The organism is Comamonas sp. wu1-DMT (assembly GCF_040187805.1).
GTDB classification, from domain to species: domain Bacteria; phylum Pseudomonadota; class Gammaproteobacteria; order Burkholderiales; family Burkholderiaceae_C; genus Comamonas; species Comamonas thiooxydans.
In genome coordinates this window covers 207,502-220,959 of record NZ_JBANEM010000010.1, presented here as the reverse complement: position 1 = coordinate 220,959, position 13,458 = coordinate 207,502, and the positions used below count along the sequence as shown (strand labels likewise).

17 protein-coding genes and 3 tRNA genes are annotated in these 13,458 nt (G+C 59.9%); 8 read left to right on the top strand and 12 right to left on the bottom strand.

Annotation, left to right across the window (positions count from 1 at the left end):
• Positions 1–17 precede the first annotated feature (17 nt).
• The 4 genes from V8Z78_RS16035 to V8Z78_RS16020 all read left to right on the top strand — a co-directional run bounded on the left by V8Z78_RS16035 (position 18) and on the right by V8Z78_RS16020 (position 1,717).
• A tRNA-Gly gene (locus V8Z78_RS16035) sits at positions 18–93 on the top strand.
• A 57-nt stretch (positions 94–150) separates the two neighbouring features.
• Positions 151–226 (top strand) — tRNA-Gly (locus V8Z78_RS16030).
• Positions 227–241: 15 nt separating this feature from the next.
• Positions 242–315 (top strand) — tRNA-Cys (locus V8Z78_RS16025).
• A gap of 271 nt (positions 316–586) precedes the next feature.
• The gene (locus V8Z78_RS16020) at positions 587–1,717 is read left to right on the top strand and encodes a tyrosine-type recombinase/integrase (protein ID WP_349731702.1); all 1,131 of its coding nucleotides are present in this window, start codon (positions 587–589) and stop codon (positions 1,715–1,717) included.
• Here V8Z78_RS16020 and V8Z78_RS16015 read toward each other — a convergent pair.
• The 12 genes from V8Z78_RS16015 to V8Z78_RS15960 form a co-directional block, all read right to left on the bottom strand.
• On the bottom strand, positions 1,714–2,097 hold the full coding sequence (locus tag V8Z78_RS16015) for a helix-turn-helix domain-containing protein (RefSeq protein WP_349731701.1): 384 nt from the start codon (positions 2,095–2,097) through the stop codon (positions 1,714–1,716). The genes V8Z78_RS16020 and V8Z78_RS16015 overlap by 4 nt on opposite strands.
• A gap of 2 nt (positions 2,098–2,099) precedes the next feature.
• Complete coding sequence (locus V8Z78_RS16010; RefSeq protein WP_349731700.1) at positions 2,100–2,627, bottom strand: hypothetical protein; 528 nt, start codon at positions 2,625–2,627, stop codon at positions 2,100–2,102.
• Complete coding sequence (locus tag V8Z78_RS16005; RefSeq protein WP_279086830.1) at positions 2,624–3,514, bottom strand: Lar family restriction alleviation protein; 891 nt, start codon at positions 3,512–3,514, stop codon at positions 2,624–2,626. Before V8Z78_RS16005 ends, V8Z78_RS16010 begins: the two co-directional genes overlap by 4 nt.
• The gene (locus V8Z78_RS16000) at positions 3,511–5,169 is read right to left on the bottom strand and encodes a hypothetical protein (protein ID WP_349731699.1); all 1,659 of its coding nucleotides are present in this window, start codon (positions 5,167–5,169) and stop codon (positions 3,511–3,513) included. Before V8Z78_RS16000 ends, V8Z78_RS16005 begins: the two co-directional genes overlap by 4 nt.
• Before the next feature lie 11 nt (positions 5,170–5,180).
• Positions 5,181–5,840: a ParB/RepB/Spo0J family partition protein gene (locus tag V8Z78_RS15995; protein ID WP_349731698.1), complete on the bottom strand. Its 660-nt coding sequence runs from the start codon at positions 5,838–5,840 to the stop codon at positions 5,181–5,183.
• A complete protein-coding gene (locus tag V8Z78_RS15990; RefSeq protein WP_349731697.1) occupies positions 5,837–6,046 on the bottom strand; it encodes a hypothetical protein in 210 nt (69 codons plus the stop codon). Before V8Z78_RS15990 ends, V8Z78_RS15995 begins: the two co-directional genes overlap by 4 nt.
• Entirely contained in the window at positions 6,043–6,690 is a 648-nt protein-coding gene (locus tag V8Z78_RS15985; RefSeq protein WP_349731696.1) for a deoxynucleotide monophosphate kinase family protein, read from the bottom strand. Before V8Z78_RS15985 ends, V8Z78_RS15990 begins: the two co-directional genes overlap by 4 nt.
• The gene (locus V8Z78_RS15980) at positions 6,677–7,027 is read right to left on the bottom strand and encodes a hypothetical protein (RefSeq protein ID WP_349731695.1); all 351 of its coding nucleotides are present in this window, start codon (positions 7,025–7,027) and stop codon (positions 6,677–6,679) included. The genes V8Z78_RS15985 and V8Z78_RS15980 overlap by 14 nt, the downstream gene beginning before the upstream one ends.
• A complete protein-coding gene (locus V8Z78_RS15975; RefSeq protein WP_349731694.1) occupies positions 7,024–7,209 on the bottom strand; it encodes a hypothetical protein in 186 nt (61 codons plus the stop codon). Before V8Z78_RS15975 ends, V8Z78_RS15980 begins: the two co-directional genes overlap by 4 nt.
• Positions 7,206–7,343, bottom strand: a complete 138-nt coding sequence (locus V8Z78_RS15970; RefSeq protein ID WP_349731693.1) for a hypothetical protein — start codon at positions 7,341–7,343, stop codon at positions 7,206–7,208. The genes V8Z78_RS15975 and V8Z78_RS15970 overlap by 4 nt, the downstream gene beginning before the upstream one ends.
• A 761-nt stretch (positions 7,344–8,104) precedes the next feature.
• Positions 8,105–8,479: a hypothetical protein gene (locus V8Z78_RS15965; RefSeq protein ID WP_349731692.1), complete on the bottom strand. Its 375-nt coding sequence runs from the start codon at positions 8,477–8,479 to the stop codon at positions 8,105–8,107.
• Between the two features lie 9 nt (positions 8,480–8,488).
• Positions 8,489–9,229 (bottom strand): LexA family transcriptional regulator, encoded by a 741-nt coding sequence (locus tag V8Z78_RS15960; RefSeq protein WP_349731691.1) that lies wholly within the window; start codon positions 9,227–9,229, stop codon positions 8,489–8,491.
• An 82-nt stretch (positions 9,230–9,311) separates the two neighbouring features.
• Between V8Z78_RS15960 and V8Z78_RS15955 the strand changes: the two genes are divergently transcribed.
• The 4 genes from V8Z78_RS15955 (at position 9,312) to V8Z78_RS15940 (ending at position 13,386) form a co-directional block, all read left to right on the top strand.
• Positions 9,312–9,542 (top strand): helix-turn-helix transcriptional regulator, encoded by a 231-nt coding sequence (locus V8Z78_RS15955; protein ID WP_349731690.1) that lies wholly within the window; start codon positions 9,312–9,314, stop codon positions 9,540–9,542.
• A gap of 207 nt (positions 9,543–9,749) precedes the next feature.
• Positions 9,750–10,271: a hypothetical protein gene (locus V8Z78_RS15950; protein ID WP_349731689.1), complete on the top strand. Its 522-nt coding sequence runs from the start codon at positions 9,750–9,752 to the stop codon at positions 10,269–10,271.
• Positions 10,268–10,561: a hypothetical protein gene (locus V8Z78_RS15945; protein WP_349731688.1), complete on the top strand. Its 294-nt coding sequence runs from the start codon at positions 10,268–10,270 to the stop codon at positions 10,559–10,561. The genes V8Z78_RS15950 and V8Z78_RS15945 overlap by 4 nt, the downstream gene beginning before the upstream one ends.
• Positions 10,562–10,641: 80 nt before the next feature.
• Positions 10,642–13,386, top strand: coding sequence for a VapE domain-containing protein (locus V8Z78_RS15940; RefSeq protein ID WP_349731687.1), 2,745 nt, complete (start codon positions 10,642–10,644; stop codon positions 13,384–13,386).
• Positions 13,387–13,458: the final 72 nt, after the last annotated feature.

Below are 13,458 nucleotides of genomic sequence, written 5' to 3'. Positions count from 1 at the left end.
GCGAAGGCTTTTTGAATGCGGGAATAGCTCAGTTGGTAGAGCGATACCTTGCCAAGGTATAGGTCGACGGTTCGAACCCGTTTTCCCGCTCCAGGTTTTCAGAGCCTGTAGCAATACAGGTTCGCATCAGAAAGCGAAGGCTTTTTGAATGCGGGAATAGCTCAGTTGGTAGAGCGATACCTTGCCAAGGTATAGGTCGACGGTTCGAACCCGTTTTCCCGCTCCAGGTTTTTGTGATAGCGGCGCGATAGCAAAGCGGTTATGCCCCGGATTGCAAATCCGGTTAGACCAGTTCGACTCTGGTTCGCGCCTCCAGATTTCTCCAAGGAAATCAACAAGTTAGGCCACCCTTGCGGGTGGCCTTTTTGTTTTTACACGCGCAAAACCCCCGTAAAAACGATGCTGACCGCGCGTCATTCGCGGTCAAACCACGCGTGGAACTTCATTCTTGCCGTCCACACGAGTACACTTTATATGGCTGTTGTTTTATACAGTGTTAGGGGTGTATATGGCGAGTGTGCGGGAGACGCGGACGGGCCGCTTTGAGCTGACCATCAGAAACAAGCTGCTGCCCAAGCCGGTGTATTTGACTTTTGAAACGCGTGAAGAGGCCGATGCTTATGGCAAGCAGGTCGACATGCTGCTAGCTGCCGGCGTCGTGCCAGCAGATCTGGCCAGGACTGATGCCGAGCCCAAGCCGACCGAAAAGCTGCGCTACATCATCGGTGCCTGGATGAATACAGGCCAGCCCGCCAGGAGTGACATGGAGATCCTGCGACTCTTGCAGATCGAGCTGGGCAAGGTGCTCATTGCCGACATCACCTACAAGTGGGCCGAGGCCTGGGTGAAAAGCATGAAGCTCGATGCGAGCAAGAACTACGCGCCCAGCACCATCCGCAAGCGGATTGGCTCACTCTCGCGCTGCTTTGACTGGTGGCTTCGGCAGGCGGACGGCGTGAACTTCGGCAACCCGCTCAAGCTGCTGCCCCGTGGTCTGGCCTCCTACAACGGCAAGGACCGTGAAGAGATCGCACAGGCCAATGCCGCCGGCGTGCCTGGTGCGCAAGGCTTGTCTGTGCGTGTGGACGTGAGCCGAGAGCGGCGCCTGTTCCCTGGAGAGCAGGAGAAGATCGAACGGGCCATGGCGGGTGAAAAGCGGCCAGACCGTGAGCGCGCCCTGGATGCGCCAGACATGCCCGCGCTCTCTGTGCTCTTTAGGTTGATCGTCTGGACGGGATTGCGATTGCGGGAGGCCTATACCTTGACGCGTGGCCAGGTCCAGCTCGATGCGCTCAAGCTGCGCGTGCGCACCAGCAAGCAGTGGCACGGGAATGTTAAGTGGCGCGAGGTGCCGGTGCGGCCGGAGCTATTGCCCGTGCTGCGTGAGTATCTGGAAGTGCTCCCGAATGAGGGGGCGGAGCAGCTGATTTTCCCGTTCTGGGATGGTGATCCTGATGAGATGGATCGTGTGTCGCACAAGCTGTCAAACCGTTTCAGGACGGTGTTTGCTTATGCCGATTGCCAGGGGCTGGCTGAGCATGATTTGCGGCATGAGGCGACCTGCCGCTGGTATGAGATGCGTCACCCTAAAACGGGTGACTGGATGTTCCGTGAGGTAGAGATACCTGGAATGATGGGCTGGGCTCCGGGGAGCAAGATGCCGCAGCGCTACGCCAGCTTCCGTGCGGAGGATCTGGCCGCGCGCATGTACGGCTAGCACGGCATTCCATGGCTGGCCAGCAGGCCGCCCAGCTCCGGCGGCTTACGGCTCTGGCCGCGTCTGCGAGGCCGTTCGTTGGTCGGCAGCATCGGTGAGGGTGCGGCCGCAGCTTTGGCGGGGGTCTTGCCCTTTTCAAGTGCGGCCGCACGGGTGCCCTGCAGGTCTGCTTTCCGCTGGGCGGCTTCGCTCAGTGCCATTTCATTCAGGCACTGGAGCAGCGCCTGGCGCGGAATGACCCAGCTCTTACCAAACTTGACGCCTGGCAGGTCGCCGCTGCGGATGCGTGCTTCTGCCGTCTCTTTGTCGCATTTCAGAAGAGAGGCAATCTGCTCGGCCGTGTAGATATCGCTGTCGATGATTTGATCTGCGGCTTCCATGATCAGGCTCGCTTTCTTTGTTCTTGTTTGTAGGTTGTCAGGGTGGTCATGCTGTTGTCTGCCTGGTAGACATCGCCGCCGGCGGACTTGGTGCGGGCAATCAAGCGCTGTGCAGCCAGGTGCACTTCGCGTGCGGTGAGCTGCTGTAGCTGGTACTCGTGCAGATCTAGCATCGCGCCCAGTGCGTCCAGCTCATGGAAGTGCATATCGCTGGGCGCCCAGTTTTCGGCATAGCCGCTGCGCTCCTGGTAGGAGGCGCAGGCCTGCAGCGCGGCCGTGATGTGCTCCTGCAGGCCGCGCACGACGCCCATCTGCTCAATCTCTTGTGCAATCAGCATGCTGGTGTGCAGGACTGCATATTCGTTGTGCGTAGCCACGCCTTCGCGCATGTGCGCAAAGGCCGTGCGTAGTGAGCCCATGGTCTCGGCAACTTCGGCAGGCGTGAGCTTGCTGTTGTGCTGGTTGAAAACCATCAGCGGATTGCGGCCGCGCTTTGGCTGTGGTGTGTGGAAGCGTCGGCGTCCCATCATTCCCCCTTTGATGCCGCCATAACGGCGCGGGTCGATGCTTCGGCACCTTGAACCCAGTTGAGATTGAGAACTTTTTGAATGGCGCCAAGAGCTACGCCTGCTGCAACTCCTCCATGCTGGTGTGTATCGAGCGCGAAGTAGTAATCACGAACTGCCTGTGTCACTGCATCCTGCGTGTACATCCCAGCAAGCCGGGCATGGGCTTGCGCCATGCGGAAAATGCTTTTTGCGTGCCATTCCGGGTCAACAATGATGGTGTCGGCCGGATAGTTCTTTGCAAACCATTCTCGGAAGCTATCTGGCATGTCCGCCTGCGCGGGAAGTCCGGTAGCAGTGGCCAGTTGGGCGCGCAATGCCTCGATTTCCAAAGCACCACGGATGCAGACTTTTGCATCGAGCTTGTCCCAGCTGTGACCGGTTGGGTAGTTCGTTGCCATGGTTCGCAGTTGTGCGGCTGCGCTCTCGCCCTTGGGCATGATCGCAGGTTGCTGCGCCTGCGCTTCTCCACCAGTAGCCAGCAGGGCGCGCAGGATTGCAATAGCTCGCCGCATCTGGCGTTGGTCTTCTTCATCCGGCCGAACGTCTGCTTCAATCGCCATGGTGTCGATGGCCTTTTGAAAAGCGAAGCGCCATTCTCGATGCATAGGCTCAGGCAGCACCACTGGCGAGGCTGCAGCCTGGGTGGGCCGACGATTCCAAGTGGCGATAACTTCCTCGCGCGTCGCTTCAATCATCCCGCAGCCACACGCGCACTCGATGACGTGGCTGCCTGGGTGGTCGGGCATCTTTGCGCCGGCGAACTGGAGGACGTGGGTATGCGGCTCGATGGCGTATTCGGTCGGCCGCTGGCCGCAGAACGGACAGGGCAAGAGTGTGGTTGTGCTCATTGAATCACCTCAACTTCAGAGATATGGAAGGCCACGCGAATGGGCTTGCAGCGCGGGGCGCGCACGATGGAGACGTCTACGGACTCGGGGCCGATCTGGGCCACGACCGTGCCCTCGTAGCCAATCCAGGGCTTTTGTTGCTTGCCGGTAGCGGTCTCCCGGATCTGCACGCGCTCGGCCACCAGCTCCTCGGCCGTCCATTGCTTCGCTGCAGCCCCTGTCTTCGCGTCTGTATTGCCTTGGCCACCGTTAGCGGCCGCAGCCTGCGCGTCAGCAGGCTGCTGTGCGTCATCGTCCGGGTAGGGGAAGTCGTCCTCGATCTCAGGGGAGGGCGGCAGACCATGAGCCGCTTTGGCGGCTACAGGGGCTGCTTTGTCGCCTTGCGCTTTAGCGCCTGATATGGGTGCCTGGGCGACAGCCACAGGCGCCCCATCGTTGCCCTGCGCGGCTGCGGCCGCGCCTGATCCTTCCAACTCTTGCAACGCCTCAGCGATCTGGGCAGACGCATGCGCAGCGCTGGTTTTCGGCTTTTCGCTGGCCTGCGCAGCGGGCTTCTTGCCTTTTTTGGCATTGCCTCGCCCGCCATCACCGCCAGCGCGCGCAGCGGGGTGTTGGGGTAGATCGGCCTTCGGGGCGGCAGTTTGAGGGGTGGCAGCGGCCTTTCGGGCGGCTTCGGCCGCGCGCTGATTGGCCTTTGCCTGTGCCTTGATGGCTTCAATGTCTATGCCGCAAGCGGTTGCCAGCGTCTGCAGCTGCTCATTCGGCTGGGTGTATGGGTTGCGTTCATCCCACCATGGTGAGTAGGCACTATCTCTGAGAGCGATCACTGCGCCGGCGGTGCTGATAGGGCTGGCCTCGGCTTGCTCCTTGATTGCCGCGACTGGTGCGACCTTGCCCAAGTCCATCAGCTTGCAAAGCGTTTGCGCGTGGGCGGTATTGATCGTGTTGACGATATTGCGCGCAGCCATCAGGGTGATGCAGTCTTGCGCGGCCTGGCTGGGTGCCTGTAGGTGCTGCACGATGGCGGCAAGCGTGCCCTGGCGCCACGCGATTTCGTAGTCTGTCTTGAGCTGGGCTTTGGCTGATTCCTCATTGAGCTTGGCCGTGCGTTCAGCCTCCTCAGCCAGCTTCGCCTCGGCTTCCTTGGCGCCGGCCATAGCCAGCAGTTCTCGGGCTTGCTCTGGGCGCAGCACCGGGATGAGGTCTTTATTGTTGTGCGGGTTGACGATGATGGTGGCCTGCACGCCTGCCTGCTCCATGACCTCGGCCAATGCAGTCCGCAATGTCTTGCCCTTGATTGGGCTGTCGTCCTTGCTGTCCAGGCGCAGATAGCCTTCCACCCGGTTGCTGAAACTGCTGGTGACCAGGGCCTTGGCCTCGCGGCCGTCGATTACTTCGGCGCCCAGCTGCTCGGCCTGCTTGCGCACATTGGCCGCGTGTGCCTCTTCTTTTTCGCGGTAGCAGGGCGGGTTCGTGCACACGTCTGCACTCTCCACGTCCGTAAACATGTCCGGGTTTGCGCCGGTGCGATGGGTGCAACTGCTGCACGTGCCTGCTGCCGGGCAAAGATTCGCGTCTTCACGGTCAAACTGCGCATACTCCAGCTTGAGCATGTAGCTGTGGCGAACCAGGTCTTGCGCGGCACGGGCACTCATGCGGCTGCCATTCATGCTAGACCGGGTGAGAATTTCTTCCAGTGCCTTGATCTGCAGCTGCTCGTTGGGAATACGGGCAACCGGGAGAGCAGCAGAGAAGTCAATCTTGCCTTCGCGCAGTGCGTGTTGGCCTTCCTGGCACAAGTCCAGATCTTGACCCGCGTATGCACATAGCTCTTGCTCTTGCCGATCTTCTGCGCCACTTGCTCCAGGCTGATGCCCTGGCTATCCATCAGGGTGCGATAGCCCTCGGCCTCTTCCAGCTCGGTCACGTCCTCGCGCTGCAGGTTCTCAATGACCTGGACTTCCAGGGCCTGCTCGTCGGTCATGGGGCGGATCATGGCCGGGATCTGCACAACCTTGGCCAGCTGGCAGGCACGCCAGCGGCGCTCGCCGGCCACCAGCTCATATTCGGGCGCGGGCTGCTTGAGTGCGCGGGCTTCGCGGTGTGTGTCTTCCAGGCGGTGGCCTGGGAGCGGGCGAATCAAGATGGGCTGATGCACACCGCTGGCCGCGATGCTGTCTGCCAGCTCCTGCAGCTTGGTCGGGTCGAAGCGCTTGCGCGGGTTGGTCAGGCTGCGGGCAATGCTGACGATTGCCACATGGTCCATGCGCTCGCCGGCGCCGGGCATTGGCATGGCCTGGCTAATGGGGTCTTGGGTGTCAGTCATGCTGTTGCTGCTCCATTGCAGGCCACTTGGCCGGTGGGAGGGTTGGCGTAGGTCGTAGCGTTATCCGTCCATGTGTGACGTTTGCGAAATTCCTGATCGCGGTAAGCGAGGCCCAGGCCGCAGTGCATGCATTTGCGGCTTTCATGGGTGTAGGGCTTGCCATCGCTAGTGCGCAGATGCAGCGTGACGGTCTGGCCTTGTGTCATGCTGCCTCCTGGGCTTTGCCGAGCTTGGCCAGCAGCGCATAGGCCTGCTTGTGCAGGTGGGTGATGCTGTGGCTGTTGACCAGCTGGTAGTCGGGGCCGAACTCGGCGCCTGTGGTTTCGCTGCTGTGCGAACCTGGCTGGGGCTCAAAGCCGGGGCGGGTGATCTGCCACAGGCTGGCGCCCAGTTCGCGCAGCAGTTCGGCCTCGTTGGCATTGCGCACATCAGTCACTACAAAGCGGTTCTGGCCGTCTCGGTGCGCCCTGACAAATCGCGTCGTGAAGGCATCGAGCCAGTAGTGCGGATTGTTGGCGCGGCGGTATTCGGTGCCCCACCATTGCATGATCTGGCGCGGGCTGCGGGGCGCGCTCAGGTCCAGTTTGTCGAGGTGGACCCAGATCCGATTCACAAACTCGTTGTCCATGCAGCGGCGCAGGGCGAGCGCTGACATGGGGTGCTCTTTGGTCTCGCGCTGGATGAGCAGCTGGATCGACACGTCAAAGGCACGGCCGATTTCATCGCGCAGCGCATCGGCAAAGGCCAGCTTTGTGTAGCCGTGGTGTCCAGCTAGGTAGTCGGCCACAGTGTCCTTGCCCGCGCCGGCGGGTCCAGTCAGGGCGACGATGATGGGGTCAAGCATGGGCATGTGTTGCCTCCTTGGGTGGGGTTGTGTTGGCCTGCGTTGTGCGGCCGTGGACTTGGATGCGGCTGGACATGCCCAGCGTGGTGCGCAGCTGGGCGATGGGTGCCCAGACCGTGACGCGCATGCCTTTTTTCATGGTCTTGGCGGCGCGGTCTGCATCGCCACGCATTGCGGCGGGGTAGACCTGCTCGGCGCGCACAGGGGCGGTGCAGCTGCCGTCTGTCTGCATGACCAGGCAGAGCACGGGCATGGCGGTGTTGTCGTCGCCCATGGGGCGGGTGCGGACCTCGGCGTCCTGCAGCAGCACGCCGCTCAGTTCGATTTGAGCGTCGGTCGTCATGCTTTGATCTGCAGGCTGAACTGCAGCTCCAGGCCTTGCGTGGCGATGATGTAAGTCGCTGCCGTGGCGGGCGCGATGATGGCGACCCAGGCCAGGACAGCGATGAGCATGCGCTGTCGGCGCATGCGATCCATCTGACGGCGACTGCGTGGACGCTGGGGCAGCAAGGTGGTTGTCTTCATGCTGCCGCCTTCCGTGCGCTGATGCGTTGCGTGTTGCCGAAGCGAACCATTGCGCGGTCGATTGCGGCGCAGCTGCTGGTGGCAAGGGTGGTGCGGCGCTTGCCGCCACAGGTGACGATGTAGCGGGTCAGCATTTGCCCTCCTGGCGCCTTTTTGCACGCAGTTCGTGTAGTTCTCGAGCCTTTTGAACAGCGGCGTTTACACCGATGTGAAGGAGCCCGCCGTACTGAATTGCTTTGTCTTCGTCGGTTCGTGCGCATTCGGTTAGTGCAAATTCACCGTCGAGGATGGCGTTCGATACTTTGCTGTTCTTGAGCTTCGACCAGTGCGCGCGCAAGACCTCGGCTGATGCTCGGTTTTCAGCTGCGATCAAGATCCAGATATCGCATCGCGCGAGAGCCGACATAAAGGGGAACCCGTTCAATGGATGCTTGCTAGTGCACGCGTGTGCACTCTGTATTCGGGGTGCTGTGCACACGTGTGCACAGGCTTGTGTGGTGCTCATCCTCTGCTCCTTGGGCAAGAAAAAGCCCGCCTGGTCAGGGCGGGCAGATCCTGCTGAGCACATGCGGCACCACTCGGGCGCGAGAAAAAGGCCGCATAGCCCGTGGCAAGTAAGAGAGGGAGGGAGGAGAAGAACCACGGGCGCGGCACAAACCTAAGCGCATTGGCCGGGGTGGCAATGCGCTTAGGTTTGCCCTGCACGGGGCAGGGCAAGGCACCGAGGGGTGCCGTATGTGCTCAGCAGGTTGTTAACGACCGGGGCTGGCCCGGTCGATGCCGTGGAGCCCATCGCGTTGGTGCGACGGGTTGCATAGTAGCATTGCTTCTTGAAATGTCAACAGCTACGCTTCTTTTGTGCTTCTGTGATGGGTGAACTCAGATTCTGATGCTGTCAGGAAAAGCATTCATCTTTGGTTGCCTTGGGAAAGATAGAGCAGCGCCACAGCATTTGCTTCTTTCCTGTTCGTTGATTGCTCGTGTAGCTCGCGACCTCACTGCTAACCTCTTTGGGGGCTAGAGGGAATTTTCTTGGGGATGCTGTCCCTGTCTCCCAGAAATGGACATAGCAGAAGGCTTTGTTAAAGCAGTAGCCTTCAGCTGTTCTCAGGAGAAATGCCTGATCTCTAATCTGAGGTTTAGGTACCGTAAAAAAATAGTGATCGCCTTGTTGTCCAACCAGCTGAAGGTTAATTTTTTCGGCGTGAGCTGAAAAGTAGCAAGTAGCTAATAGCGGGAAAATAGCTATTTTTAAGCGTGAGATTTTCATGAAAATCGATTAGAACTGTTCGCTACGCCAAACGGTTAGGATTTTTCCGAAAACTTGAAAATCCATACCGCTCTTAATATCAAAAGACTCATAATCTGGATTAAATGACTTAGCCCTTAATATCATTCCGTGTTCGCTTGGTATTCTTTGTAGCTGCTTAATGAATCCGTATTGTTCGACGCGGAAAAAGAATATTCCATCATGGTCAACATGGGTTACACCACTATCCATAAGAAGAGGATCGCCGGGGTTGTATCTCGGCTTCATGGAATTCCCGAATCCAGTAACAATACATAGATTATTGGCGCTGGTGTATGAAGGAACGTTGAGTTTTAGCCAGCTTTTATCCACGCGCCAACTTTTTATAAATCCTGGAGGGTGATCTTCTAAAGTGAAACCGGGGCCCATAGCGCCATATGCGGAGTATTGGGAAATTAGTACCTCATTGGCACTCGCATTGTCACCAATTCTGTACTCGGCAGAAGGTTCTGCAGCAATGGATATGGTTTGAGCTAGCCGTGGGCTGAAGTCTGAAATATTGCATTTCAGTCCTTTTGCAAAACCAATTGCTGCTTTCAGGCTAAGGGGGCGCTCGCCACGAAGAAACTGACCAACAGCGCTTTGGCTTCCTATGCCGAATTCTTCTCCGAAAACGGCTTGGCCAGGATGCTCTCTGCTGTCCCAGAGGGCTTTCAGTTGCTGTGCTTCTTGATGTGCTTCGGGGGTGCTCTTGAGCTTGCTATCTGACATGAGGGAACAGTAGCTTAGCTACTGGAAAACACATAACAGCAATGCTTTTGACTTTATCAAGAAGCAATGCTACTATGTGCGAATGAGCAACATCAAAGCTATTCGCCTTGCGCTTGGGCTTACTCAGCAGAAATTTGCTGAGGGGGTGGGCTGTACCCAGAGTGCTGTTGGGCAATTTGAGCGCGGAGAGACCACCCCTTCAGTGGAAATCGGTAAGCGGGTTGTAGGTCTTGCAGCTGACGCAGGGCGGGAAGTGTCTCTTGATCATGTGTACGGAATGAAGCCTTGGGGCGATGTGGCTGTCCATGGCTAACCGTCTCACTTTTACCCACCGCCCAGAACCGAGCTGCACAGCTGCCGGGCGTTTTGTCTCCCCGCTCCATCAAGGTGCTGCACGCATTGGCAGTTGCGTGCGGCTTGCTGTGCTGCGGGTGGTGGGCTTTTTTATTCATGGACGCAGTGTCGTTGCTGCGGTCGCGGGCCGAAAGCCTGAAATTTTTCTGTTTCAAGGGGGTGGGCTGTGACCTGCTATCTGTCTCCCAATGCATGGCGCGATGTGCTCTACAACGCAGTGCGCAACACCCCCGGCGGCGTCTCAGCCGCTGCCACGTTTCTGACCGTGCGCCGTGGTCGCAGCATTCACACCGAGACCCTGCGCGCCCGCCTGCGTGGCGTGGATGGCGAATGGATCAATCTGGAGATGCTGGAGCTGCTGACGGAATGGATGCAGGAATGCCGCGACCCTGGCTCCCTCAAGTGGCTGAGCATGCTGAACCAGCAATACGGCATGGTGGCTATGACCTTGCCCCCGGCTCCTCCTGGTGGCTGGCCCTGCGAGGCTGAAGCCATCCAGAAGAAGCTACTGCAGCTGGGCGTTGAGGGCGGGTCTCTGACAGCCCTGGGCATGCGCGTCACCGAGGACAAGCGAGTGGAGCCGGCCGAGGCTGAGCAGATGTGCGCCCAGATCATGGGCGAGGTGGAGCTGCTCCTGCGCTTGCACCGCAATGTGCGCCGCGCTGCCGGCCTGGAGGTGGACCTATGAGGCCCGCAGGAGAAATCAGCCTGGCCTTGTTGCAGGCCGTTGAGCATCTGGCGGCTGCAGGCCGCGGTGCAACGTTGCGTGAGATCGCAGCACAGGCGCAGGTGGGCCTGGATGCAGCTCGCACTTTGGTGCCAAAGATGAAGCGCTATGGCCGTCTTGTGATTTGTGGGCAGCGCAAGGTGCCTGGCCGCAATCGCCCGGCAGCCGAGTACGCGCTGCCTCATCAAATTCATGCCGCCAATGAGGCGGATTTCGTTGGCCTCTCGCAGGCCATGCAGCTCTGGGGGTAAGGGATGGTTGTAGTGCACGTCGCTGGTGTTAGGGACGCCGGCGTGTCGATGTTCTGTCAGGGATGGCAAGGGGGTGCTGCATGAACCAGCGCCGCAATGACTTGCCGCCCATTCAGTTCGGCCCGCTGCGTAAAGCGCTGTTGGCCAATGCAGAGAATCTGGTACCGCGCTGGCTGCCTGGTGGGCAGTTTGACGGTCATGAGTACAGGTGCGCCGACTTGAGTGGCGGGCACGGGCATAGCTGCAGTGTCAATGTGAAGTCGGGCAGTTGGGGTGACTTTGCCACGGGTGACCAGGGCAACGACCTGATCGGCCTGTACGCCGCAATTCATGATTTGAGCAATGCCAAGGCTGCCATTCAGGTGGCGCGCGAGGAAAAACTGGAGAGCGTGGCCGGGCTGGTGATTCAGTCCAGCGGAGCCCCCGTGGTGCCCACAGCCAACCCGCGCCCAGCACCCGCGCCCAAAGCGGACAAAACTCGTGACCAGGAAGAGTGGAGCACGCTGCGGCCGGTGCCAGGGAATGCGCAACAGCCCACGTTCTGGCACAAGCACCGTCAGCTGGAAGACCTGGAGCACAAAGCTGAGTACCGTGTGGGTGCTGATTTGCACGGCTTTGTGATGCGGTACCGCACCAGCGATGGCGGCAAGGATACTTTGCCGCACACGTTTTGCAGTAGTGCCCGCGATGCGTCTCGTGCTTGGAAGTGGAAGACCTGGGACGAACCCCGGCCGCTGTATTTCCCCAGCCACGAGCTGCCCAATGGTCGCACGGTCATTCTGGTTGAAGGCGAACTCAAGGCAGACGTACTGCAGCAGTTGCTGGATGCGGTGGCCCCTGGCATTTACTGCGTGGCCAGCTGGGCCGGTGGCAGCAAGGCGTGGAAGAAGGCGGGCTGGGATTGGCTTGCCGGGGCCACGGTGCTGTTGTGGCCTGACTGCGATGCGCAACGTGAGAGGTTGACCAAGGCCGAGCAGGCCGAGGTGAAGGATAAGCCCGAAGCGAAGGAAGCCTTGCAACTGACAAAAGCTTTGCTGCCTGCACACAAGCAGCCGGGCATGGGCGCGATGCTGGGTATTGGTGGCCATCTGGTGGCTGAGCAAGGCTGCACTGTGCAGCTGTTGCCCATTCCTGAGCCAGGCGCGAAGCCCAGCGGCTGGGACTGCAAGGACGCCATCAAGGATGAAGGCTGGACCGGTGAGGATGTGCTGGCCTTCTTCGGCCGCGCACAGCCATTGCCGTCTGTCGATGCGTCTGCAGACGCGCCCGATCAGGCTGATGCCCCTGCGGCAGCGGGTGGAAGTGGTGGCAAGCCGCCAAAACGCGATGCCCCCGTTGGCACGGACAGCGGCGGGTCTAGTCCGCCCTCGGGTGACCCTGATGACCTGGACTGGCTGTGGCAGTTCTACGACCGCAAGAAGTACCGCTGGGATCTGCGTCGCAGCCTGGTGGTGGCGGCCTTGCAGAACGATCCCAAGCTCAAGGGCTGCGTTGCATTCAATGAGCTGAGCAAGAGCACCAGTGTGCGCAAGGCGTGGCCATGGCCGCATGCCAAGGAGGGCGGGCTTGAGGCCGATAGCACTTTGCTGCTGGGCATGTACTTGAATGATGTGTATGGCGTGGGCGATGTCTCTACCCAGAACATCAAGGACGGCATTGCCACGGTGGCCTATACGGAACGCTATCACCCGGTGCGTGAATGGCTGGCTGATCTGGAGTGGGACGGCAAGCCGCGCCTGGACAAGTGGCTGATCCATGTGTTGGGTGAGTCCCCCGAGACGCTGAAGGCGCCGATGGATGAGTACCTGGCGCTTGTCGGTCGCTACTGGGTGATGGGCATGGTCTGGCGGGTCATGGAGCCCGGCTGCAAGTTTGACTATATGCCTGTGCTTGAGGGCAAGGGCGGCTTGCGTAAGTCCACGCTGGGCCGCTTGTTGGCGGGCCGGCCTGAATGGTTCAGCGACACCAAGTTTGACCTGAGCAGGGGCAAGGAAGCCTATGAACAGGTGCGCGGCAAGTGGCTGTATGAGATCCAGGAAATGTCCAGCTTCTCAAAGGCGGACGTGAATGACATCAAGGCCTTTGTGTCGTCGATGGTGGACAACTACCGGGTGGCCTATGGCGACCAGGCGCAAGAGTTCCCGCGCCAGTGTGTGCTGGTGGGATCGACCAACGATAAGAAATATCTGCGCGACCGCACGGGCAATCGTCGCTTCTGGCCTGTGCCGGTGCGCCACAAGATCAAGACCGAATGGATTGAGAAGTGGCGCGACCAGCTGATGGCCGAGGCCTATGCGCTGTATCAGAAGGGCGGCGAGCGTTACACGCCGACCGAAGAGGAAGAAGAGCGCCTGTTTGTGCCCATGCAGGAAAGCCGTCAGCAAGATTCGGCCGTCGATAACGAGCTGTTCAAGCTGCTGACCCGTGCGGCCACAGCTGATGCGCGATTTATCAACAGCGATGCTGAGCGCGTGGCCGTCAATTCGCTGATCAGGGCCTTGGGCGTTGACATTGGCAAGGCCACCTCTGTCCTGAAGGGGCAAATAGAGGCGTGGCTTGAAAGCAATGGCTGGCAGTTCAAAGGCCGTCAGCGCGTCAACGGCGTGCTGGAGTCGGGCGTGTACTTCCGGCCCGATGTGTGGCCCCCGGCCGAAGAGGATGAGGCGTCCGCATCGTGGACGCAGCAAACGGATGTGACCGCTTCACCTGAAGTCGCGCCTGGCGGTGCATCGACAACCTTTGAGGCCCCACCTCTACCTGCTGGCATTGGCGCAGCGGGTGGCGGCGGCTATGGGCCTATGGACGGAGACGATGAACCGTTCTAACCCCTTTTCTATTGACATGGTGGCAGCGCCTGAATCGCGCTGCACTGCCCACGTGGCTGGAGGCGAGATTCG